Origin of the sequence: Faecalibacterium sp. I4-3-84, from assembly GCF_023347255.1 — a bacterium.
Taxonomy (GTDB): Bacteria; Bacillota; Clostridia; order Oscillospirales; family Ruminococcaceae; genus Faecalibacterium; species Faecalibacterium taiwanense.
Map to the genome: position 1 here is coordinate 1,322,353 of NZ_CP094466.1, position 21,330 is coordinate 1,343,682.

Below are 21,330 nucleotides of genomic sequence, written 5' to 3' on the forward strand. Positions count from 1 at the left end.
TGTCCTCCGCTTACAGACGGGCAACGCCGGTCTCGCGGGCAGCCTTTGCCACGGCGTTTGCCACTGCCTCGGCCACACGGGGGTCGAACGCGCCGGGGATGATGTTCTCCTCGCTGCGGTCGGCATCGGTGATGAGGTCGGCGATGGCGTAGGCTGCAGCCAGCTTCATCTCATTGTTGATGTCACGGGCGCGCACACTCAGTGCGCCCTTGAACAGGCCCGGGAAGCACAGCACGTTGTTCACCTGATTGGGGAAGTCGCTGCGGCCGGTGGCCATCACCCGCACGCCGCCGGCCTTGGCCTCGTCCGGCATGATCTCCGGGGTGGGGTTGGCCATGGCAAAGACGATGGCATCCTTGTTCATGGTCTTGCACAGCTCAGTGGTCAGGATGCCGGGCTTGGAAACGCCGATGAACACGTCGGCACCTTCCAGTGCTTCCTTCAGGCCGCCCTTGACCTGACGGGGATTGGTCACCTCACCCAGCCAGTTCTTGTGGGCTTCGGCGCTGTTGCAGCCCTTGTACAGGGTGCCGAACTGATCCACTGCAATGATGTCCTTTGCACCGGCGGTCATGAGCATCTTGATGATGGCAGTACCGGCAGCACCAGGGCCGTTCAGCACGATGTGCACATCTTCCATCTTCTTGCCCACCACACGCAGGGCGTTGATGAGGGCAGCAGTAACAACGATAGCAGTGCCGTGCTGGTCATCGTGAAACACAGGGATGTCCAGCTCACGCTCCAGCGTTTCTTCGATCTCAAAGCACTCGGGGCTCTTGATGTCCTCCAGATTGATGCCGCCAAAGGTGGGCGCAATGGCCTTGCAGGCAGCAATGACGCTGGCTGCGTCGTGGGCATCGATGCAGATGGGGAAGGCATCCACGCCGCCGAACTCCTTGAACAGCACCGCCTTGCCCTCCATGACCGGCAGACCGGCTTCCGGGCCGATATCGCCCAAGCCCAGCACGGCGGTGCCGTTGGAAACGACAGCCACCATGTTGCCCTTGAAGGTGTACTTATACACGTCGTCGGGGTTTTCCTTGATCTTGCGGCAGGGTTCGGCCACACCGGGAGTGTAGGCGGTGGACAGGTCATCGCGGGTGGAGACCTCCACCTTGCTTACGATGCCCACCTTGCCCTTGTGGGTCTCGTGCATTTCCAGAGCAGCTTTATTGTAATCCATTTGAATTTCCTCCAATATCTTACCGTCCTCGCCCTCTCCATTGCACAGCGATGACAGAAGGAGGAACTCCTCCAGTCTCGCATACGCTCGGCAGCCCCCTCAGGGAGGGGCCTTATGTTTCCGGGAAGGCTCACTTATTTTTATTGTAACAGAACCGCCCGCCCATTTCCACCGGTTTTGGTCACTTTTGCGTCTGCAGACGGGCAAAAGTGATACAAACCCGCCGCAGGATTTGTGGAAATTTTGCAAAGAACTTTCCTTTTGCCGTCAGAACGTATATAATAAATGGGTATCTGTTCTGCCTGTACCGGTCTTTTGCTGTGCATCAGGCCGATTTTTATGGAGGTATTTCTTTTGAAAAACAACACCAAAAAACTCCTGTGCATCCTGCTGGCCATCGCCGCAGTGGTGTGCGTCATTTTTGCCTGTTTCATGCTGACAAAGCACAAGCAGACCGACAGCGCTTCTTCGGCTGCCGCATCCGTCTCGCAGTTTGGCTCTGTTGCCGACTTCGACTACGAGGCCTTTGATTACAGCGATGGTCTGGACGAAAACGGCTATTGGAGCGGCATCAAAGCGCTGGACTATGTGACCCTGCCGGAGGACTTCGGCTCCATCGCCCTGAAGGAGAACGACCTGACCCCCACCGAAGATGAACTGCAGCAGCAGGTGGACAACCTGCTGAACCAGTACACCTCTTCCCAGCCCGTTACCGGCCGTGCCGCCCAGAGCGGAGATGTTGCCAACATCGATTACACCGGCACCGTGGACGGCGTGGCCTTTACCGGCGGCACTGCCACCGGCTACGACCTGACCCTTGGCAGCGGTTCCTTCATCGATGGCTTTGAGGACCAGATCATCGGGCACAATGTGGGCGATACCTTTGATGTGACCGTCACCTTCCCGGACGGCTACGGCGATTCCACCGATGCCGAGGGCAACACGATCACCCTCAGCGGCAAGGAAGCCGTGTTCAGCGTGACCCTGAACTCCATTTCCGAAAGCGTGACCCCTGAGCTGACCGACGAGTGGGTGGACTCCAACTTTGGCATCAGCGATGATCTGCACACCGTCGACCAGTTGCGCAGCTACTTTAACGATGCGCTGTATGCCACCAACTACGAGAACGCCATCGTGGACTACCTGATGGCCAATTCCACCTTCAAGGAGCTGCCCAGCGAGATCACCAGCTATTACATCCGCATGTTCCTGAACTACTACAACCAGTACGCCACCGCCTACGGCATGGATCTGAATGCTTTTGCCCAGACGCAGGGCTATACCGATGCCGATGCCATGCTGGCCGCATCCGACGCTTACTTTGAGCATCTGGCAAAGCAGGACCTGATCCTTCAGGCCGTGGCCGAGACCAAGAGCCTTGCTCCCACGCAGGAAGAGCTGGACGATGCCGAGAGCACCTATGCTTCCACTTACGGCGAGAACCGTGCGCACCTGAACGCCCTGCAGTCCTGTGTGCTGGACTGGCTGGAAGAGAATTCCACCGTAGCGTAAAAACACAAGAACCATTTAGAATGCCCTCCGCTTTGCTCTGGGCATATTCAGAGGATAATTTATCTTTCATTTGCAGCTCCGAAAAGCCTGCGGGCTTTTCGGAGCTGCTTTTTCACAGGAAGGGCCGGAGCTTTCAGATGCTGTTTTTCTTTGCGGCCCCTTCTGTGAAAAATGCAATACCGGACAGACCGCAGTCTGTCCGGTATTGCTCTAATAAAAAATAGTATTTCCGCTATTTATGCCCAGAGCGAAGCGGAGGGCATTTCAAATCGTCAGGCTTTTTCTTTCTTCCCGCCGTTCAGCTTCCAGAGCAGCCAAGCATAGAAGTAATTCATCAGCAGGATGGCGATGCACCACAGCACCGATGCCTGCACGCTCTGGTCATACACCTTCATGAAGGGATATGGCCCATCTACCACGCGCTGGATGTTCAGCCACAAAATGATGCCGCCGTACAGCACCGTGGGCAGCAGCGCCCACTTGACCGTACTGCGGGGCAGGCGCGGTGAGCGCTCCAGCAGCACAAAGGAGAAGATGGCCGCCAGCGGGTTGAGCAGATGATGGTACAGCATGGAGCTGGTGCACAGCATGATGTACCAGCCGTTGCCATCCTCATACATGGGACCCAGCACGAACACCACCGTGAGAAAGGTCATGGTCAGGCAGCAGGTGGCAATGTACTTGAGGGTGTGCAGCCAGTGCGGCAGTTCTCTGCCGGTAAAGATGCATACCAGCTGGCCCACCGCCACCATGGCGCAGATGCAGGCCGAAAGGATGTTGGAATCCTCGGTGTAAAAAATGAACATCTGCTCTTTGCCCCAATCCCAGCTCATGGGCAGGGCAATGGGCTCCGCCCAGACGATGAACAGGTTCAGTGCGATGGAGAGCAGGCGGCGCACTGTATCAGCAAATTTTTTCATGGAAAGCCTTTCCGTCTTGTAATATTTCCTCGAAAATTTGAAAAAGGGCAGGTCTCCCTGCCCTTTTTCAAAAAACGCTTTATTTTGCGGTGTTGATGAAGCTACGGTTGTCCCACAGGTACTTGATGCCGGAAATGGCCGTCACGGCAGCCACCAGCCAGCACAGCACCACCGAGGCTCCCACAACCATGACCGTGGCATCCCAGGACACATTCGCCGCAATCGCCATGCCAAAGAAGTAGAAGATGATGCTCAGCATCTGCAGCACGGTCTTCACCTTGCCCCACATGTTGGCAGCGATCACCTTGCCGTCCTTGGCGCCGGCAGCCACCATGCGCAGGCCGGACACGGCAAACTCGCGGGCCAGAATGATGCACAGCACCACCGGGCTGCACACGCCGTCCCGCATCATGTAAATGAAGGCCACAGTGGTGAGCAGTTTGTCGGCCAGCGGGTCGGCAAACTTGCCGAAATCGGTCACCATGTTCCACTTGCGGGCCAGATGGCCGTCCAGAAAATCAGTAAAGCTGGCGGCAGCAAAGACGATGCCTGCAATCAGGTAATACGTCGGCTGGAAGGAGCCATCCGCGATGCCGCTCAGACCGGTCAGGGACGCAAAGATCATGAACACGGGCACCAGCAGGATGCGGGTCAGGGTAAGTTTATTGGGCAGATTCATACAGATTCCTCCAATTTGTTATTTTGCAACAGTACCATACAGATCGTAAAGGTCGCTGTCGTCCACCAGAACATCGTAGAACTGGCCGGGATACAGCGGTTCCTCGCTGGAAACGCACACATTGCCGTCCACCTCAGGAGCATCGCCGGTGGTGCGGCACAGATACAGGCCGCTCTCCTCGTCGATGCCGTCGCAAAGCACATGCACGGTCTGGCCCACCTTTTCGGCCTGCTTCTGGGCCATGATGCCGGTCTGGATCTGCATCACCAGTTCGGCGCGCCTGTCCTTGGTCTCCTGATCGATCTGGCCGTCCATCTTGGCAGCAACGGTGTTCTCCTCGGCAGAGTAGGCAAAGCAGCCCAGACGGTCGAACTTTACTTCCTTGACAAAATTGCACAGATCCTCGAACTGCTCCTCGGTCTCGCCGGGGAAGCCTGCGATCAGAGTGGTGCGCAGGGTGATGCCGGGGATCTCGCGGCGCAGCTTGCCGATCACCTCCAGCAGCTCGGCGCGGTTGGAGCGGCGGTTCATATTCTTGAGGATGGTGTCATTGCAGTGCTGGATGGGCAGATCGAGGTAGGGCACCACCTTTTCATTGCGCTTCATGGCGGCAATGAACTCATCCGTGATGCGCTCCGGGTAAGCGTACATAATGCGGATCCACTCGAGGCCCGGCACCTTGTTCAGCTTATCCAGCAGCTCGCAGATGCTGCCGGGCTTGCCCCAGTCCTCGCCGTAAGCGGTGGGGTCCTGTGCGACCACGATCAGCTCTTTCACGCCCTCACCGGCCAGCCAGCGGGCTTCGGCCACGCAGTCGGCCATATCGCGGCTGTGCAGCGGGCCGCGGATGCCGGGGATGGCGCAGTAGTGGCAGCGGTTGTTGCAGCCTTCAGCGATCTTTAAGTACGCATAGTGGGCAGGCGTGCCGATGACACGCTTGCCGCCCAGCGGAAAGTCCTTTTTGGCACCGTAGCTTTCCAGATGGTCCTCACCATGGAACAGGCGGGCCACGATGGTGTCGATGGCCTTGTTGGAGGCACAGCCCACCACCGCGTCCACCTCGGGGATCTCTTCCTCGATCTGGCTGCGGTAGCGCTCGGCAAGACAGCCGGTGACGATGACCTTCAGCTCCGGGTTCTGCTGCTTGTAGGAGCAGGCTTCCAGAATGTTTTCAATGGCTTCGGTCTTGGCGCTCTCAATGAAGCCGCAGGTGTTCACAAGGATCACATCTGCTTCGGCCAGATCGGCCACGGTCTCGTGGCCGGCAGACAGCAGGATGTGCACCATCACATCCAGATCGACCTGATTCTTGGGGCAGCCAAGGGAAATACACGCAATTTTCATAGGGGATGATACTCTCTTTCTCTTTTGAGGGGTGCTTTTTATTCTTCTTCCGCTCTTTTTATCGCTTCTTTTATGACCGAATACGCAAAGCCGCGGCGCTGCAGGGCGGCCACCACAAGGTCGCGGCGGCCATCGGCCAGCTTTTTCATGTAGCGGCTGCGCACCAGAGCGGCGGCAGCTTCCAGCTCTGGGCTTTCGCCGTCTGCGTCCGGGGCATAGACGCTTTCCAGCGCCTGCTCGATCTGCGCGCCGGAAAGGCCCTTCTGCCGCAGGTTCTGGGCCGCCGCACGGCGGCTCTTGCGGGCGGCAAGCAGGCTGTGTGCCCGGGCTTCGGCATAGCGGTCATCGTTTACGTAATCCAGCTCCACCATCTCAGCCACAGCAGCCGCTGCAGCCTGCTCGGTAAAGCCATAGCACAGCCGTTCATACAGCTGTGCCGAGGACATCTCGCGCGAGGCCAGCGCATCCAGTGCGCGGGCGCGGGCCTTGGCCGGGTCGGCGCACTTTTCTTCTTCCTGCTTCGGGCGGCGGCGTTTATAAAAGGACATTTAGTCCTCCACCATGATATCCAGTTCGCTCTCGCTGCTGCGGGCAGGAGCCTTGACCACCGGCTCCTTGGCATCTGCAGCCTTGGCGGGTTCCTCGGCCTTGGCCGCAGCGCCCTTGCCTGCCGGGCGGCGGGATGCGTACAGCTTATCGGCATTGGCGCGGATCTGGCCCTCGATGTCGTTTGCGATCTCGGGATTGTCCTTCAGGAACTGCTTTGCGTTGTCGCGGCCCTGACCCAGACGGATATCGCCATAGTTGAACCATGCGCCGCTCTTCTGCACGATGCCCAGCTTCACGCCCACATCAATGAGTTCGCTCATCTTGGAAATGCCCTCGCCGAACATGATATCGAACTCTGCCTCACGGAACGGAGGTGCCACCTTATTCTTGACGATCTTGGCGCGGGTGTGGTTGCCGATGAACTGGCCGGAAGAGTCCTTCAGGCCCTCCACGCGGCGGATGTCGATGCGCACCGAGGCGTAATATTTCAGGGCGCGGCCGCCGGTGGTGACCTCCGGGTTGCCGTACATCACGCCCACTTTTTCACGCAGCTGGTTGATGAAGACGCAGACCGTGTTGGTCTTGCCGATGACCGAAGTCAGCTTGCGCATGGCCTGACTCATCAGGCGGGCCTGCAGGCCCACATGGCTGTCGCCCATTTCGCCCTCGATCTCAGCCCTCGGCACCATGGCGGCAACCGAGTCCACCACGATGGCATCGATGGCACCGGAGCGCACCAGTGCTTCGCAGATCTCCATGGCCTGCTCGCCGGTGTCCGGCTGGCTGACCAGCAGATTGTTGATATCCACGCCCAGCGCTTCGGCATAGGTGGGGTCCAGTGCGTGCTCCACGTCAATGAAGGCCACTTCGCCGCCCTGCTTCTGGGCTTCGGCCAGAATGTGCAGAGCCAGCGTGGTCTTACCACTGGATTCCGGGCCGTACACCTCAATGATGCGGCCGCGGGGCACACCGCCCACGCCCAGAGCCAGATCCAGACCCAGACTGCCGGTGGAAATGGCATCCACCTGCATGGAGGCGTTATCACCCAGCTTCATCACGGCACCCTTGCCGAACTGCTTTTCGATCTGGGCCAGCGCAGTGGCCAGCGCATCCTTTTTGGCCTCCGGCTCGGTCTTTTTGGTCGCCGGGGCAACGGTGTTGTTGTTCTGATTTTTTGCCATAGCGTGCTGCTCCTTTTCTTCCTGCTGCCCGCCGTGCGCGGGCTGTCCGTATACTTTCCAGTATAGTATACCACAAAATCAAAATATTACAACAAGAAGTTGTTTCTATTTTCACTTTTATTTTTCGGGTCTGTGGGCGATCATGCACCGGTCGTTGCCGCCAAAATCCTTGCGGCACTCAATGTCTGCCCAGCCGTTTGCAGCCAGCAGTGCCGCCACAGCCTGCCGCTGCTGCCAGCCGATCTCCAGCACCAGTGCGCCGCCGGGCCGCAGTGCATTCTGGTAATGCTCTGCAAGGGCACGGTAGAACACAAGGCCGTCCTTTCCTGCTTCCAGCGCCATGGCCGGTTCCTGCGCCACCTCGGGCTGCAGATGCCGCATCTCCTCGGCGGTGAGGTAGGGCGGGTTGGATACGATCAGATCAAGCTGCCCTTCCGGCAGGCCCTGCCAGTAGGTGAACAGGTCGCCCTCCACCGGCTGCACCGCATAGGCTGGCTTTGCCTTTGCGCGCAGAGCGTTCAGCGCCGGCCCCCAGTCAAAGGCCGGGGCATCTGCCTGCTCAAACGCGGTAGGCTCCAGCAAGTCCTCCGTCTGCCCGCCCTGCCCTTTCAAGGCGCAGCGGCAGTTCTTTTCCAGATAAACAAAAGCTTCCGGGCTTTTTTCCACGCAGGTCACCTGCGCCGCCGGGCAGAAGCGCTTGACGCCCAGCCCCAGACAGCCGGTCCCCGCGCAGAGATCCAGCACCCGGGGCGCTGCAATGCCCGTCAGGGTATTGGCAGCTGCTTCCGCTACCACCTCAGTGTCTGCCCGGGGGCAGAGCACACCGGGGCCAACGGCAAGGTCAAAATCCAGAAAGCTCCAGATCCCGCACAGGTATTGCAGCGGTTCCCGCTGCTCACGGCGCGTGCAGAGGGCCTCCAGCTTTTCCGCTTCCTCCGTGGTCAGCACCCGGTCGGAAAGGCGGGCATCCCGCCCGGCTGCCACGCGGAACAGCTCCCGTGCATCATAATCGGCATCCGGACACCCTGCAGCGGAAAGCCGGGCTTCCACGGCCCGCACCGCTTCGCGTGGGGTCAAACCAGCAATTACCATCTGCCATCCTCCGGGTCCTCGGGCAGCACAGGGGTCACAGCGGTAATGGCCACCTCGATCATGCTGTCGTCCGGTTCAAACACGGTCAGGTGCTGCACCCAGATGCCGGGCTGGCGGATGATGCGGGTAGCAATGTTATCGGACCGGCCGCACCACTTGAGCAGCTCATAGCTGATGCCCATGACCAGCGGCAGAAGCAGCAGCTTGAACAGCACCCGCAGGCCGATGCTGCCCCACGGCAGCACGCTGTAGAGGAACACGCTGACGATGACCACCAGAATGAGGAAGCTGGTGCCGCAGCGCGGATGGAACCGAGTGTACTTGCGCACATTCTCCACGGTCAGCTCATCACCGGCCTCATAGCAGGCAATGGTCTTGTGCTCGGCACCGTGGTACTCAAACACGCGGTGGATCTCCTTCATCTTGGAGATGGCCACCATATAGGTGAGGAAGATGCCAACTTTCAGCACCGCTTCCAGCACCACCTTGGCCCAGCGGCCCAATGTTACAAAGTGGTTCACGCCGCCCACGATGAGGGTGGGCAGCACGGTGAACAGCAAAATCGCCAGCAGGCCGCCCAGTACGGCGGCACAGGCCAGCAGTGCGTCCTCTGCCTTTTTGCCCAAGTGGTCGCCCACCCATTTTTCAAAGGCAGTCTCTTCCTCTTCGGGGTCGTAGTCGTCACCCATGCTCACCTGAGCCGAGTACATCATGTAGCGGTAGCCCACGATCAGGCTTTCGATCATGGAGATGGCACCGCGCACCAGCGGGATCTTTGTCCAGATGCCGTGGTTCTTCACAGGGTCGATCTTGGTCTCAATGGTGCCGTCCGGCTTGCGCACGGCGCAGCAGATGAGCTTCGGGCCGCGCATCATGATACCTTCCATCAGCGCCTGCCCGCCGACGCTGGTCTTGAAACGTTCCTTTTTTGGTTGATTCATTGGGTTCTCCTATCGGATCATATTTTTCCCGGTTATTTTACCACAGAATTGTGACAAAATCTTCACGCCTTATGGTACAGCGGCAAGCCCAGTGTGACCACTGTGCCGCGGCCCAGCGTGCTCTTGATGTCCATGGTGCCGTCCAGTGCAGTCATGATGGAATCCACCAGCGCAAGGCCGATGCCGCTGCCCCGCACCGAATTACTGCCCTTGTAGAACTTGGTCTTGACATTCTCAAGGTCTTCCGGCGGGATGCCGCGGCCCTGATCGATGATCTCCGCAAAAGCCTTGTATTCGCCCGCCCACAGCTTGACCGTGATGCGCCCGCCGGGGGCCGAGTACTTGATGGCGTTGTCCATGATGTTGATGAACACCTGCCGCAGACGGTCCGGGTCGGCATAGACCGGGATCATCTCCTCCGGCTCGGTGTAGCTGAGCACAAGGCCCTCGCGCTGGATGCGTGCTTCACAGAACAGCACCGCATCGGTCAGCTCTGCCACAAGGTCCAGCGGGCGGCAGTCCATACGGATGCGGCCATTCTGTAAACGGCTGAAATCCAGCAGCTCTTCCACCATGTTGTACAGGCGGCCCGTCTCATTGTTGATGATCTCAAGGCCCTTGCGGTAGTTCTCGTCTGCCGGGTCGTCCAGTGTGCGCAGGGTCTCCACCCAGCCCCGGATGGAGGTGAGCGGCGTGCGCAGCTCGTGAGAGACGGAACTGATGAACTCGTTCTTCATCTTCTCGGTCTCTTCCAGCCCTTCGGCCATCTGGTTGATGGTTCCGCGCAGGCGGTCCACCTCGTCGTGCTCGTTGCCGGTGACCGGCAGGCGCACATCCAGCTCACCCCGGGCGATGCTGGCTGCGGTGCGCTCCACCTGCCCCAGCGGCACCACGATGCTGCGGATGAAGTACAGGCCGGACATCACGGTGAAAGCAAGGATCACCGCCGCGATCACAACACTTACCGCGATGGCGTTCTTGATCTGCGCTCCCACAAGGGTCAGGCTGGTGACAAGACGCATCGCCGCCACATCCTCGGCGGCATAGGGCACCAGATAGCAGGCCGCCATCACCAGCTCGCCGGACTGGGTGCGGTAGACCGCCACACCAAGGCCGTCAGAAGCCTCCTGCGCCTGCTCAAAGTCGGTGCCGGTCACAATGCCGTCCGCATTTGTGCCGCTGGAGGACGCAATGACCCCGCCATAGCTGTCCAGCAGCATGAACTCGTATTTGTCCTTATCGGCAAACTGCTCCACCATGCGGCGCAGGGCCACGCTGCGGGTAGCTGCCGTGCTCTGCACCGTATCGCCGGTGTACATTTTCAGCTGGCCGGACACCGAAGAGAACCGCCGGTACATGGTCTGCTGCACGCTGTTATAATAGCTGCGTGTGTAGTTGTACAGGAACATGGTTTCGGCCAGCAGCACCAGCAGCACGGTGATGAGCAGATTGCCCCGCAGCCACCGGCGGGTGATCCCGCTTCTCATTCTTCCCATCTGTAGCCGTAGCCCCACACAGTAAGGATATGGGTGGGATGGCTGGGTTCATCCTCCACCTTCATGCGCAGACGGCGGATGTTCACATCCACGATCTTCACGTCACCAAAATAGTTCTCGCCCCAGACACCCTTCAAGATCTTCTCGCGCACCAGCGCAATGCCGGGGTTGCGGAAGAACAGCTCCATGATCTGGAATTCCACCTGCGTCAGCTCGATGGGCTGGCCTGCCTTGAGCAGCACGCGGCGGTTCTCGTCCAGCACAAATTCGCCGCTGGTGAGCATCCCCAGCGGGTTTTCCTTTTCTTTTTCGTCCCCGCCTGCAGTACGGCCGACGCGGCGGCACAGCGCTTTCACACGGGCCAGTAGTTCGCTTACGCTGAAAGGCTTGGTCATATAGTCATCGGCACCAATAGAAAGGCCGCGGATCTTGTCCTGCTCCTGTCCCTTGGCGCTGAGGATGATAATGCCGATCTTCTGATCGGTGCGGCGGATGGTCTCGCACAGGGAGAAACCGTTCATGCCCGGCAGCATCACATCCAGAATGGCCGCATCGCAGCCCGGCTTCTTCTCCAGCAGCGGCAGAGCCACCTCGGCGCTTTCGGCCTCCACAGCCTCCATGCCCGCAAGGCGCAGGTTCAGCGCGATCATCTCGCGGATGTTGGCTTCATCTTCAACGACAAGCACTCGTACCATGAACTGTTCCTCCGTTCTTTAGTTGAGCAGATACAGCGCCTTGGACAGGCGGTAATTTTTATCACCGATCTCCACATCCGGGGCAAGCTTCGCCTGCATCTGGCGGGATGCCACGATGCCAAGGCGGGTCCAGCCCTTCAGGCTGGAGGTGGTGCGCACCAGACGCAGGGTCATTACCAGCTGGTCTTCGTCCACCGTGCGCAGCTCCACTGCACCATCATATTGTTCGCTGTCGGTCAGTTTGAGGTTGCCCTCCCACTCCATGGGCAGCTCGATATAGCAGTTGGTCTCTTCGTCCAGCAGCCCGAAGCTTTTTTCCGGGTGCGGGCTGGTATAGTCCATCCACACGATAAAATCCATGCGGCGGCTCTGGCTCATGTTCAGCAGGCCCGCTTCGTCCGGCTGGGTGGGGATCTCCACGATGCCGTCGCCGTCCAGATCCTGACTGACCAGACTGGGCACATTGCGCAGGGATGCGGTGTAAAGCTTTTCGGTGCTGATCTGGTCGGCAGGCACCATCTGCTGCGTGTCCTCGTCAAAACGCAGCAGCACGCTGGCCAGATTGTTTCCGGAAATGCCGGTCCAGCCATCCAGCACCAGATAATGCCTGCCATCCGCACCCACACCCGCCGCCACCGAGGCGCAGCCGGCGAACCGATTGGCGGAAAGGCCCATAACAGCCACCTGCTGGAAGCTGCCCTCTTTATCCACGGTCAGCAGTTCGATCTGCACGCCGCCGTCCTCCAGCGTAGACATCAGGATCAGATCCTGATTGCCGCCGCCGGTGATATCCTCCACCAGATACTGCTGGTACTGCTGCTCCAGGATCGTGGAAAGCACGCCGTCGGTATAGGAATACACAGCCAGATAATGGTCGCCCTGTGCCGCTGTATAACCCACCACCAGTTGGGTGGCATCGCCGGGCTGCAGCTGGGCCAGCCCCACCGACTCTACCGTGTCCGCAAGGCCCTCTACGTTCTGGCGCACATGCCAGATGTCGGCATCATCCTTCTGCAGGATGGCAATGCACACGTTGGAGCTTTGGGCGGTGGTGTAAAGCACGGCGGCATCCTGCCTGCCGTCACCGTCCAGATCCTGCAGCAGGAAAGGCGAAAGCAGGTCGCCCTGCATGGGATATTTGAGCTGTGCGCTCTCCCCCAGCCAGTCGTTCAGGGCAGTCTGCACATCGCCGTAATCGCCGGAAAGCTTGGGCGCACGCAGAAGCTCTTCCACCTGCACCTGTTCACCGGACATGCTGCAGCCTGCCAGAAGCAGGCACAGCAGCACGCAAGCCAACCACCGGCCAAAATGATTCGGATGTTTCAACTGCTGCGCCTCCTCTGCGTGGAAAACTTGTCCGGCCAAAGGCCGAAAACATGCTATTGTCAGTATACCACGGGCCGGGCGCAATGCCAACACCTGAAAATGAGAAAGCAAAAAAGAGACTACCGTACAAAATACGATAGTCTCTTGAAAAACTGTTATAAACAGTCAGAGCAGATCAAACGAGCTCCAGAACTGCCATCTCAGCTGCGTCGCCGCGGCGAGCGCCGATCTTGATGATGCGGGTGTAGCCGCCGTTGCGGTCAGCGTACTTGGGGCTGATCTCATCAAACAGCTTCTTTGCAACATCTTCCTTGGTGATGTAGGCATAAACCTGACGCTTGGTGTGCAGGTCGCTTGCCTTGCCAAGGCTGATCATCTTCTCGGCCATGGAACGAACGTCCTTAGCGCGAGTGACAGTGGTCTCAATCTTGCCATTCTCTAACAGGTAGGTAACCATAGCGCGCATCATAGCGTTGCGGCTGTCGCTGGTTCTACCGAGCTTTCTGGTACCGGGCATCCCGTTTCACTCCTTAATTATTTTTAGTTATCGTCATCCGTGTTCAGCTTGAAGCCCAGAGAATCCAGCTTTGCCATGACCTCTTCCAGGCTCTTGCGACCGAGGTTGCGGACCTTCATCATCTCGTCCTCGCTCTTGCTGACCAGATCTTCCACCGTGTTGATGCCTGCGCGCTTCAGGCAGTTGAAGGAACGCACGCTCAGATCCAGCTCTTCAATGGTCATTTCCAGAGCCTTTTCCTTGTCGTCGTTGGTCTTCTCCACCATGATCTCAGCGCCGGCTGCCTCATCGGACAGGTTGACGAACAGGTTCAGGTGCTCGGTCAGCACACGGGCAGCCAGAGAAACGGCTTCCTGCGCATTGATCGTGCCATCGGTCCAAACCTCAATGGTCAGCTTGTCATAATCGATTGCCTGGCCAACACGGGTGCTCTCGACGTTGTAGTTCACCTTGAGCACAGGGGTGTAAATGCTGTCAACGGGAAGAGTGTTGATATCGTTCTTCTCGATGATAGCCTGTTTGTTGCGCTCTGCGGGCACATAGCCGCGGCCCTTATCGAAGGTCAGCTCCATGACGAGCTTGCCGCCCTCGCCCAGGGTTGCGATGTGCCACTCAGGGTTCAGAATTTCGATGTCGTCGCCCTGCTTGATGTTGTCAGCGGTGACCTCACAGGGGCCGACTGCCTCAACACGCACTGTCTTCGGACCATCGGTGTACAGCTTTGCAGCAATACCCTTCAGGTTCAGGACAATTTCGGTAACGTCTTCCTTGACGCCCTCAATGGTGGAGAACTCGTGAACCACGCCATCAATCTTGACGCTGGTCACGGCGACACCGGGCAGAGAGGAAAGAAGCACACGACGCAGGCTATTGCCCAGTGTGATGCCAAAGCCACGCTCCAGCGGTTCTGCCACGAATTTGCCGTAGCGGCCGTCCGGGGACAGGCTTGCCGTTTCGATTTTGGGACGTTCAATCTCCATCATATCTATGCCCTCCTTGTCAAACCGGCGCTGCCGCCGGCCCATTATTAAATTCTTTCAAAGAAAAGAATGCGAAAGTGAGCCGTCCACGGGGAAGGCCCAGCCTTCTTAATGGATTACTTGGAGTACAGCTCGACGATGAGGTGCTCTGCGACTTCGTAGTCGATATCGCTGCGCTCGGGCAGCTTTGCGACAACACCCTTCAGAGAACCAGTCTCACGGTTCAGCCATGCGGGCAGAGCAACAACGGGAGCCTCGGGGCCGGTCAGCTTTGCAAACTTTGCAGAGCTGCGGCTGGACTCGCGCACTTCGATCACGTCGCCAGCCTTCACCTGATAAGAAGGAATGTTGACCTTCTTGCCGTTGACGGTGAAGTGAGCGTGGGACACCAGCTGACGAGCGTCGCGGCGGGTCTGAGCAAAGCCCAGACGGAACACGACGTTGTCCAGACGGCACTCCATGATCTGCAGCAGGTTCTCACCAGTCTTGCCGGGGCGGGCCTCAGCACGCAGGTAAGCATTGTGGAACTGCTTTTCCAGAACGCCGTAGATAAACTTGACCTTCTGCTTCTCCTTCAGCTGAGATGCGTACTCAGACTGCTTCTTGCGCATGTTGCCATTGGAGTTGCGGGTGGTATTCTTCTTTGCATAGCCCATGACCGCAGGAGAAATGCCCAGGGCCTTGCAACGCTTTGCGATAGGCTGCGTATTCTTTGCCATAATTCAATTTCCTCCTTCGATCAGACACGACGGCGCTTCGGGGGACGGCAGCCATTGTGGGGGATGGGAGTCACGTCCTTGATCAGGGTGACTTCCAGGCCGGTAGCCTGCAGCGCACGAATAGCGGACTCACGGCCAGCGCCGGGGCCCTTGACGTAGACCTCAACGGTCTTCATGCCATGCTCGATAGCAACCTTGGCTGCGGTCTCAGCAGCAGACTGGGCTGCGAACGGAGTGCTCTTACGGCTGCCGCGGAAGTTCAGGGAGCCGGAGGAGCACCAGGACACTGCATTACCCTGCAGGTCGGTGATGGTGACAACAGTATTGTTGAAGGTAGACTGGATATGAGCCTGACCAGCAGCAATGTTCTTGCGCTCTTTGCGCTTCATGCGGACATTAGCGCCCTTCTTGGCATTATTTGCACTTGCCATTTCTCAAATCCTCCTTACTTCTTCTTGTTAGCGACAGTGCGCTTGGGACCCTTGCAGGTACGTGCATTGGTCTTGGTACGCTGGCCGCGGCAGGGCAGATTCTTGCGATGGCGGGTGCCACGGAAGGACTGGATCTCAACCAGGCGCTTGATGTCCAGAGCAACGTTGCGGCGCAGGTCGCCTTCAACGATGATGTTAGCCTGATCGATGTAGTCACGGATCTTAGCCTCTTCTTCCAGAGTCAGGTCCTTGACGCGGGTATCGGGGTTGATGCCAGTTGCTTCCAGGATCTTGTTAGCAGTGGTCTGGCCGATACCATAAACGTAGGTGAGACCCACCTGAACGCGCTTCTCGCGGGGCAGGTCAACGCCGGCAATACGTGCCATAGTAGTTTCCTCCAAAAATCATCCCATGTCAGTGTCGGGGTCTGCGCCGGGACTCTACGCACTTGACCCCCAGGCGCCCGAATTAGCCCTGGCGCTGCTTATGCTTGGGGTTCTGGCAGATGACCATCACGCGGCCTTTGCGGCGGATGACCTTGCACTTTTCGCAGATGGGTTTCACGGAAGGCTTGACCTTCATGATGTTGAACCTCCTTTTGGTTGATACCCTGGTGCTTATTTGGAGCGCCAGGTGATGCGGCCCTTAGAAAGATCATAGGGCGACATTTCCACGGTAACCTTGTCCCCGGGCAGGATACGGATGAAATTGGTCCGCAGCTTGCCGGAGATGTGCGCTAAGAGGATGTGACCGCTGGGAGTGAGCTTCCCGGTGTTCTTATCCTCGCTCAACATTTCCACCTTAAAGATGGCGTTGGGCATGGCTTCACGCACAATGCCTTCGATCTCGATAACGTCTTCCTTAGACAAGCTATTTGCCTCCTCATTGGATCTGCTCAGTTTGTCGTTGAACCTGAACCGGTGCCTTTGCCTTGGAACCCTGAAAGCGCCGCGGTTTTCACGTGCCTGCGCCCGTTTGACCGCAGCTTGCCGCTTCAGCGTTCTCCAGTTCCAGTGCCGGTCCACAGACGGACAGGCGGCGATGATCGCCACATACTTCATCTTTCGCGGCACAAAATCCGCAAAACGGGCAGAAAATCCCTGTCCGCCGAGGAAGTATCTGGCTTCCACAGCCATTTATAGATTATACACCTTTTGTTGTCAATTTGCAAGAGGTTTTTTCCGTATTTCCGATAAAAAATTCTCGAAATTCAAAAGCTGCCCTTTCTCTCTCCGGTCTTGGTTTTTCTCCACCGCAAAGATGAAACTTTTTCACCAAAAGTTGTCATAATTGCACAAACAGCAGGTCTGTCCCTGCAAAAACGCCGCCTGCGGCGGAGCATTTCTGCTCTTCGCAGGCGGCGCTTCTCATATTTCAGGGATCAGCTTACTTCAGGCTGAACTTTTCCGGGTCAAAATCCGGGTCATCCCAGAAGCGGGTCATGATCTCAGTGTGATCCTTCAGGATCGCATTGGAGTGCTCAAAGTGCGCAGCCAGACCACCGTCTTTGGTCTTGACGGTCCAGCCGTCCTTGGACTGGGTGATCTTGCAGTCGTACTGGCAGATCATGGGCTCAATGGCAATGGTCATGCCGGGCACAAGGCGCGGGCCGCGGCCCTGATGGCCGTAGTTGGGCACTTCCGGGTCCTCGTGCAGCTCACGGCCGGTGCCGTGGCCCACGAACTCGCGGACGACCGAGAAACCGGCATCCTCGCAGTAGCTCTGCACGGCATAGCCAATGTCGCCGATGCGGTTGCCGGCCACAGCCTGCTCGATGCCCTTATACAGAGCAGCCTTGGTCACGTCCAGCAGACGCTGTGCTTCCAGATCGACCTTGCCTACCGCATAGGTGCAGGCATTGTCGCCGTTGAAGCCATCGATCTTTGCGCCGGTGTCGATGCTGACGATATCGCCGGGACGAATGACGATGTCATGCGAAGGGATACCATGGATGATGGTATCGTTCAGGCTGATGCAGGCCGTGCCCGGAAAGCCATACAGACCCTTGAAATTGGGGATGCCGCCGTGCTTCACGATGAAGTCGTAGATCAGCTTATCCAATTCCCATGTGGTCATACCTGCTTCGATATGCTCACCGCCGTACTTCAGGGCAGCTGCGCTCAGGGCATTTGCCTTGCGCATGCCGTCCAGCTCTTTCGCATTTTTGATCTGAATCACAATTATGCCTCCAAAGCCTTCATGACTTCAGCCGTGGTCTCCTCGATGGAGGGGCAGAACTTGATCTCTGCCAGCTTGCCGCGGGTACGGTAGAACTCCACCAGCGGCTCGGTCTGCTCATGATATGCTTTCAGACGATCCAGCACGGTGGCAGGCTGGTCGTCCTTGCGGATGACGGTCTTGCCGCCGCACAGGTCGCACACACCCTCGACCTTGCTCTTCTTGTTGACGATGTGGTAGCTTGCGCCGCACTTCTCGCAGACGCGGCGGCCGCTCATGCGGTCAACGATCACATTGTCCTCGACCTGCAGCTCCAGTACCTTGTCGATGCGGATGCCCATGGTCTCGATGGCCTCGGCCTGAGCGATGGTGCGGGGCACACCGTCCAGGATGAAGCCGTTTGCGCAGTCCGGCTGAGCCAGACGCTCTTTCAGGATGCCGATGATGACCTCATCGGGCACCAGAGCGCCAGCGTCCATAAAGCTCTTTGCCTTCAGGCCCATCTCGGTGCCTTCCTTGACAGCAGCGCGCAGAATGTTGCCGGTGCTGATGGAGGGGATGTTCAGCTTGGCGCAGATGATCTCGGCCTGAGTGCCCTTACCAGCACCAGGTGCGCCCAACAGGATCAGATTCATAGGATCATTCCTTTCCTTTGCTAGAGGATGTAAACTCCAAAAAAGTAAAAAAGCACTGAAAAGTTCGAGCGTACTCTCCTTTCCAGTGCTTTCTCACATCTTAATTATTGTGGATCAACCAAGGAAGCCCTTGTGGTTGCGCATCGTCATGAAGCTGTCGAGGCTACGGGTGGTATCAAGTGCCACACCAACCACAATCAGCAGGCTGGTACCGCCCAGCTGGATGCTCATACCGGTCAGGTTACCCAGAATGATCGGCAGCACAGCCACCGCAGCCAGGAAGATGGCACCGATGAGGGTGATCTTGTTCAGGGTGCGGGTGATGAAATCGCTGGTCGGCTTGCCGGGACGGAAGCCGGGGATCGAGCCGTTGTTGCGGCGCAGATTGTTGGCGATCTCAACGGGGTTGTACTGGATGGCCACATAGAAGTAGTTGAATGCCAGAATCAGCAGCAGGTAGATCACAACATACAGCCAGGAGGTGTAGTTGAAGGTGTGGAAGAATGCATACCACACCGGGTGTGCCTGCTGGTCGATCTGCAGGAAGCTGCCGATGGTGCCCGGGATGGACACCAGAGCCGAAGCGAAGATGATGGGCATAACGCCGCTCATGTTCAGCTTCAGGGGCAGATAGCTGTTCTGACCGCCCATCTGCTTGCGGCCTACCACGCGTTTTGCGTACTGAATGGTGATGCGGCGCTCTGCGTTGGTCATGACGACCACGAAGACCACAGCCACCAGTGCCAGCACGATCAGCAGCGGCAGGAAGAAGTAGTACTGGGGCTTGCCGGACGCTGCCTGAGTCAGCAGACCCTTGACAGAGGTGTACAGCGAAGACCAGTTGGAGACGATCGAAGCAAAGATGATGAGCGAGACACCGTTGCCGATGCCCTTGTCATCGATCTGCTCACCGCACCATGTGATCAGCTGTGCGCCAGCCACAAAGGTTGCGATGATGACGATGGCGGCAAAGATGCCGGCACCGCCGGAAACGTACTTCAGTGCGCCCATATTGCGGATCACGAAGTAGTAGCCGATGCTCATGATCAGAGCGACCACAGCACCTGCGTACCGGTTGATCTGCTGCAGCTTCTGCTGGCCGTCGGCTTCCTTTGCCAGATTTTCCAGCGCGGGAATTGCCACGGTGAGCAGCTGCACAATAATGGAGGCGTTGATATAGGGTGTCACACCTAACGCGAAGAGCGTGCAACGGGCCAGAGCACCACCGCTCATCATGTTCAGATAGGAGAGCATGTCGCCGTTTGCGAACATCTGCGTCAGCGCAGAGCCGGAAACGAACGGAACAGGGATGGCACAGCCCAGACGGTACACCACGAGGATCGCCAGCGTGAACAGGAGACGATTTTTAAGCTCGGGGATCTTCCATGCGTTACGGAATGTCTGGAACACCTTACATCACCTCAGCCTTTCCGCCTGCCTTCTCGATTTTCTCTTTGGCAGAAGCGGAATAGGCTGCGGCCTTCACGGTCAGAGCCTTGGTCAGCTCGCCGTTGCCCAGAACCTTAACGCCGTCCAGGGTCTTCTTGACCAGACCCTTTGCCTTCAGAGCCTCGGTATCGACGACATCGCCGGCATTGAAAGCAGCTTCCAGATCAGCCACGTTGACGATGGCGTACTGGGTAGCAAAGATGTTGTTAAAGCCAACCTTGGGCAGGCGGCGTGCCAGAGGCATCTGGCCGCCCTCGAAACCAGCGTGCTTCACGCCGGAACGGGCCTTCTGGCCCTTGCTGCCGAAGCCGGCAGTCTTGCCATTGCCGGAGCCAATGCCGCGGCCCTTACGGGTCACAGCCTTGTTTGCGCCGGGAATCGCGTGCAATTCATGAAGTTTCATTATGCGTATACCCCCTGCTATTAGGCTTCGGTGACGCTGAGCATAAAGCCGATCTTTGCGATCTTGCCCTGCGTAGCGGCATTGTCAGGCTGAACGGTAACGTCGCCCGGCTTCTTCAGGCCCAGAGCCTCAGCGGTAGCGATCTGCTTAGCGCCGCGGCCAATCAGGCTCTTCTTCAGCTCGATCTTGAGCATCTTATCTGCCATGGTTTGTTACCTCCTTAACCCAGAATTTCTTTCACGGTCTTGCCGCGCTTCTCAGCGACAGACTCAGCGCTGACCAGGCCGCACAGACCTGCGAAGGTAGCAGAAACAACGTTGATGGGGTTGTTGGAACGCATAGACTTCGCACGGATGTCCTTGATGCCAGCAGCCTCAATGACGGCACGCACAGGGCCGCCGGCGATCATACCGGTACCAGGTGCAGCCGGCTTGAGCAGAACGGCGCCTGCGCCGTACTTGCCGACGATCTCGTGGGGGATGGTGGTGCCCTTCAGGGCAACCTTGTGCATGTTCTTCTTAGCAGCAGCTTCGCCCTTGCGGATTGCCTCAGGCACTTCGCCGGACTTGCCGATGCCGTAACCGATGGTGCCCTTGCCGTCGCCCACGACAACCAGAGCGGCAAACTTCATGATGCGGCCGCCCTTGACAGTCTTGGAAACGCGGTTGATGGAGACAACCTTGGTGATCATGCCGTCGTCTTCACGGTTTCTCATAGCCATAATGTGTTTCCTCCTCTCATTACAGCTTCAGGCCGCCCTCACGGGCGCCATCAGCCAGGGCCTTAACACGGCCATGATAAACGTAGCCACCACGGTCGAACACGACCTCGGTGATGCCCTTTTCCAGAGCCTTTGCTGCGATCTTCTTGCCGATCTCAGCAGCGGCCTCGACGTTGCCGCCGTTGCCGTTGAAGTCCTTGTCCATAGTAGAAGCCGACACCAGAGTCACGCCCTGCTCATCATCGATGATCTGAGCGTAAATGTGCTTGGCGGAGCGGAAAACATCCAGGCGAGGACGTGCTGCGGTGCCGCTGATCTTGTTACGAACGCGGCGATGACGACGAAGACGAGCTTCGTTCTTGTCGATCTGCTTAACCAT

26 protein-coding genes are annotated in these 21,330 nt (G+C 58.1%); 1 reads left to right on the forward strand and 25 read right to left on the reverse strand.

Translation table 11 applies throughout. The annotated features are described in order from the left end of the window. Nucleotides 1–10: 10 nt before the first annotated feature. Nucleotides 11–1,183 carry an NAD(P)-dependent malic enzyme gene (locus MTP41_RS06505; RefSeq protein WP_249236456.1) on the reverse strand — a complete coding sequence of 391 codons (1,173 nt, stop codon included), beginning with the start codon at nt 1,181–1,183 and terminating at the stop codon, nt 11–13. 354 nt (nt 1,184–1,537) lie between these two features. On the opposite strand from MTP41_RS06505, the gene MTP41_RS06510 reads away from it, so the two are divergent. Next, complete coding sequence (locus MTP41_RS06510; protein WP_249236457.1) at nt 1,538–2,695, forward strand: trigger factor; 1,158 nt, start codon at nt 1,538–1,540, stop codon at nt 2,693–2,695. 272 nt (nt 2,696–2,967) lie between these two features. On the opposite strand, the gene MTP41_RS06515 is transcribed toward MTP41_RS06510, so the two are convergent. From MTP41_RS06515 to rplR, 24 genes are all read right to left on the reverse strand, one after another. Continuing rightward, nucleotides 2,968–3,615: a hypothetical protein gene (locus MTP41_RS06515; protein ID WP_249236458.1), complete on the reverse strand. Its 648-nt coding sequence runs from the start codon at nt 3,613–3,615 to the stop codon at nt 2,968–2,970. Between the two features lie 79 nt (nt 3,616–3,694). Beyond that, nucleotides 3,695–4,294 (reverse strand): CDP-diacylglycerol--glycerol-3-phosphate 3-phosphatidyltransferase, encoded by a 600-nt coding sequence (gene pgsA, locus MTP41_RS06520; protein WP_118526591.1) that lies wholly within the window; start codon nt 4,292–4,294, stop codon nt 3,695–3,697. Between the two features lie 18 nt (nt 4,295–4,312). Continuing rightward, complete coding sequence (rimO, locus tag MTP41_RS06525) at nt 4,313–5,638, reverse strand: 30S ribosomal protein S12 methylthiotransferase RimO (protein WP_223388549.1); 1,326 nt, start codon at nt 5,636–5,638, stop codon at nt 4,313–4,315. Between the two features lie 38 nt (nt 5,639–5,676). Then, complete coding sequence (locus MTP41_RS06530) at nt 5,677–6,186, reverse strand: regulatory protein RecX (RefSeq protein WP_097774405.1); 510 nt, start codon at nt 6,184–6,186, stop codon at nt 5,677–5,679. Further along, entirely contained in the window at nt 6,187–7,368 is a 1,182-nt protein-coding gene (recA, locus tag MTP41_RS06535; RefSeq protein ID WP_005937946.1) for a recombinase RecA, read from the reverse strand. A 117-nt stretch (nt 7,369–7,485) separates the two neighbouring features. After that, a complete protein-coding gene (locus tag MTP41_RS06540; protein WP_005937949.1) occupies nt 7,486–8,460 on the reverse strand; it encodes a N5-glutamine methyltransferase family protein in 975 nt (324 codons plus the stop codon). Next, complete coding sequence (locus MTP41_RS06545; protein ID WP_097774403.1) at nt 8,454–9,401, reverse strand: DUF1385 domain-containing protein; 948 nt, start codon at nt 9,399–9,401, stop codon at nt 8,454–8,456. Before MTP41_RS06545 ends, MTP41_RS06540 begins: the two co-directional genes overlap by 7 nt. 62 nt (nt 9,402–9,463) lie before the next feature. Continuing rightward, nucleotides 9,464–10,888 carry a sensor histidine kinase gene (locus tag MTP41_RS06550; protein WP_097777147.1) on the reverse strand — a complete coding sequence of 475 codons (1,425 nt, stop codon included), beginning with the start codon at nt 10,886–10,888 and terminating at the stop codon, nt 9,464–9,466. Then, nucleotides 10,885–11,592 carry a response regulator transcription factor gene (locus MTP41_RS06555; RefSeq protein ID WP_097777146.1) on the reverse strand — a complete coding sequence of 236 codons (708 nt, stop codon included), beginning with the start codon at nt 11,590–11,592 and terminating at the stop codon, nt 10,885–10,887. The genes MTP41_RS06550 and MTP41_RS06555 overlap by 4 nt, the downstream gene beginning before the upstream one ends. 18 nt (nt 11,593–11,610) lie before the next feature. Beyond that, nucleotides 11,611–12,918 (reverse strand): hypothetical protein, encoded by a 1,308-nt coding sequence (locus MTP41_RS06560; RefSeq protein WP_249236459.1) that lies wholly within the window; start codon nt 12,916–12,918, stop codon nt 11,611–11,613. Between the two features lie 175 nt (nt 12,919–13,093). Then, nucleotides 13,094–13,435 carry a 50S ribosomal protein L17 gene (gene rplQ / locus MTP41_RS06565; protein WP_005921819.1) on the reverse strand — a complete coding sequence of 114 codons (342 nt, stop codon included), beginning with the start codon at nt 13,433–13,435 and terminating at the stop codon, nt 13,094–13,096. Nucleotides 13,436–13,458: 23 nt separating this feature from the next. Beyond that, the gene (locus MTP41_RS06570; RefSeq protein ID WP_044953267.1) at nt 13,459–14,418 is read right to left on the reverse strand and encodes a DNA-directed RNA polymerase subunit alpha; all 960 of its coding nucleotides are present in this window, start codon (nt 14,416–14,418) and stop codon (nt 13,459–13,461) included. Nucleotides 14,419–14,531: 113 nt separating this feature from the next. After that, nucleotides 14,532–15,134 (reverse strand): 30S ribosomal protein S4, encoded by a 603-nt coding sequence (gene rpsD / locus MTP41_RS06575; RefSeq protein WP_005937973.1) that lies wholly within the window; start codon nt 15,132–15,134, stop codon nt 14,532–14,534. 20 nt (nt 15,135–15,154) lie between these two features. After that, complete coding sequence (rpsK, locus tag MTP41_RS06580; protein ID WP_005934894.1) at nt 15,155–15,565, reverse strand: 30S ribosomal protein S11; 411 nt, start codon at nt 15,563–15,565, stop codon at nt 15,155–15,157. A 14-nt stretch (nt 15,566–15,579) separates the two neighbouring features. Beyond that, a complete protein-coding gene (gene rpsM / locus MTP41_RS06585) occupies nt 15,580–15,951 on the reverse strand; it encodes a 30S ribosomal protein S13 (protein ID WP_005937976.1) in 372 nt (123 codons plus the stop codon). An 82-nt stretch (nt 15,952–16,033) separates the two neighbouring features. Next, on the reverse strand, nt 16,034–16,147 hold the full coding sequence (gene rpmJ, locus MTP41_RS06590; protein WP_005921832.1) for a 50S ribosomal protein L36: 114 nt from the start codon (nt 16,145–16,147) through the stop codon (nt 16,034–16,036). A gap of 35 nt (nt 16,148–16,182) precedes the next feature. Beyond that, a complete protein-coding gene (infA, locus tag MTP41_RS06595) occupies nt 16,183–16,434 on the reverse strand; it encodes a translation initiation factor IF-1 (protein ID WP_005937979.1) in 252 nt (83 codons plus the stop codon). A 517-nt stretch (nt 16,435–16,951) separates the two neighbouring features. Beyond that, entirely contained in the window at nt 16,952–17,743 is a 792-nt protein-coding gene (map, locus tag MTP41_RS06600; RefSeq protein WP_097774399.1) for a type I methionyl aminopeptidase, read from the reverse strand. A 2-nt stretch (nt 17,744–17,745) separates the two neighbouring features. Further along, on the reverse strand, nt 17,746–18,378 hold the full coding sequence (locus MTP41_RS06605; RefSeq protein WP_005937991.1) for an adenylate kinase: 633 nt from the start codon (nt 18,376–18,378) through the stop codon (nt 17,746–17,748). Between the two features lie 114 nt (nt 18,379–18,492). Beyond that, nucleotides 18,493–19,788: a preprotein translocase subunit SecY gene (gene secY, locus MTP41_RS06610; RefSeq protein WP_005937994.1), complete on the reverse strand. Its 1,296-nt coding sequence runs from the start codon at nt 19,786–19,788 to the stop codon at nt 18,493–18,495. 1 nt (nt 19,789) lies between these two features. Next, nucleotides 19,790–20,230, reverse strand: a complete 441-nt coding sequence (gene rplO / locus MTP41_RS06615) for a 50S ribosomal protein L15 (RefSeq protein ID WP_005934902.1) — start codon at nt 20,228–20,230, stop codon at nt 19,790–19,792. A 20-nt stretch (nt 20,231–20,250) separates the two neighbouring features. Then, on the reverse strand, nt 20,251–20,436 hold the full coding sequence (gene rpmD, locus MTP41_RS06620; protein ID WP_005934904.1) for a 50S ribosomal protein L30: 186 nt from the start codon (nt 20,434–20,436) through the stop codon (nt 20,251–20,253). 14 nt (nt 20,437–20,450) lie between these two features. Further along, a complete protein-coding gene (rpsE, locus tag MTP41_RS06625; protein WP_005937997.1) occupies nt 20,451–20,951 on the reverse strand; it encodes a 30S ribosomal protein S5 in 501 nt (166 codons plus the stop codon). A 19-nt stretch (nt 20,952–20,970) separates the two neighbouring features. Then, nucleotides 20,971–21,330 (reverse strand): 50S ribosomal protein L18, encoded by a 360-nt coding sequence (gene rplR / locus MTP41_RS06630; RefSeq protein ID WP_005938000.1) that lies wholly within the window; start codon nt 21,328–21,330, stop codon nt 20,971–20,973.

Coding starts and splice junctions, on each gene's coding strand:
- rimO (WP_223388549.1), bottom strand. CDS start 5,638: ATGAAAATTGCGTGTATTTCCCTTGGCTGCCCCAAGAATCAGGTCGAT.
- rpsE (WP_005937997.1), bottom strand. CDS start 20,951: ATGGCTATGAGAAACCGTGAAGACGACGGCATGATCACCAAGGTTGTC.
- rplO (WP_005934902.1), bottom strand. CDS start 20,230: ATGAAACTTCATGAATTGCACGCGATTCCCGGCGCAAACAAGGCTGTG.
- MTP41_RS06550 (WP_097777147.1), bottom strand. CDS start 10,888: ATGAGAAGCGGGATCACCCGCCGGTGGCTGCGGGGCAATCTGCTCATC.
- MTP41_RS06555 (WP_097777146.1), bottom strand. CDS start 11,592: ATGGTACGAGTGCTTGTCGTTGAAGATGAAGCCAACATCCGCGAGATG.
- rpsD (WP_005937973.1), bottom strand. CDS start 15,134: ATGGCAAAGAATACGCAGCCTATCGCAAAGCGTTGCAAGGCCCTGGGC.
- pgsA (WP_118526591.1), bottom strand. CDS start 4,294: ATGAATCTGCCCAATAAACTTACCCTGACCCGCATCCTGCTGGTGCCC.
- MTP41_RS06530 (WP_097774405.1), bottom strand. CDS start 6,186: ATGTCCTTTTATAAACGCCGCCGCCCGAAGCAGGAAGAAGAAAAGTGC.
- MTP41_RS06505 (WP_249236456.1), bottom strand. CDS start 1,183: ATGGATTACAATAAAGCTGCTCTGGAAATGCACGAGACCCACAAGGGC.
- rplQ (WP_005921819.1), bottom strand. CDS start 13,435: ATGCCCGGTACCAGAAAGCTCGGTAGAACCAGCGACAGCCGCAACGCT.
- MTP41_RS06515 (WP_249236458.1), bottom strand. CDS start 3,615: ATGAAAAAATTTGCTGATACAGTGCGCCGCCTGCTCTCCATCGCACTG.
- recA (WP_005937946.1), bottom strand. CDS start 7,368: ATGGCAAAAAATCAGAACAACAACACCGTTGCCCCGGCGACCAAAAAG.
- MTP41_RS06605 (WP_005937991.1), bottom strand. CDS start 18,378: ATGAATCTGATCCTGTTGGGCGCACCTGGTGCTGGTAAGGGCACTCAG.
- MTP41_RS06545 (WP_097774403.1), bottom strand. CDS start 9,401: ATGAATCAACCAAAAAAGGAACGTTTCAAGACCAGCGTCGGCGGGCAG.
- MTP41_RS06540 (WP_005937949.1), bottom strand. CDS start 8,460: ATGGTAATTGCTGGTTTGACCCCACGCGAAGCGGTGCGGGCCGTGGAA.
- rpsK (WP_005934894.1), bottom strand. CDS start 15,565: ATGGCAAGTGCAAATAATGCCAAGAAGGGCGCTAATGTCCGCATGAAG.
- rplR (WP_005938000.1), bottom strand. CDS start 21,330: ATGGTTAAGCAGATCGACAAGAACGAAGCTCGTCTTCGTCGTCATCGC.
- rpmJ (WP_005921832.1), bottom strand. CDS start 16,147: ATGAAGGTCAAGCCTTCCGTGAAACCCATCTGCGAAAAGTGCAAGGTC.
- rpsM (WP_005937976.1), bottom strand. CDS start 15,951: ATGGCACGTATTGCCGGCGTTGACCTGCCCCGCGAGAAGCGCGTTCAG.
- rpmD (WP_005934904.1), bottom strand. CDS start 20,436: ATGGCAGATAAGATGCTCAAGATCGAGCTGAAGAAGAGCCTGATTGGC.
- MTP41_RS06570 (WP_044953267.1), bottom strand. CDS start 14,418: ATGATGGAGATTGAACGTCCCAAAATCGAAACGGCAAGCCTGTCCCCG.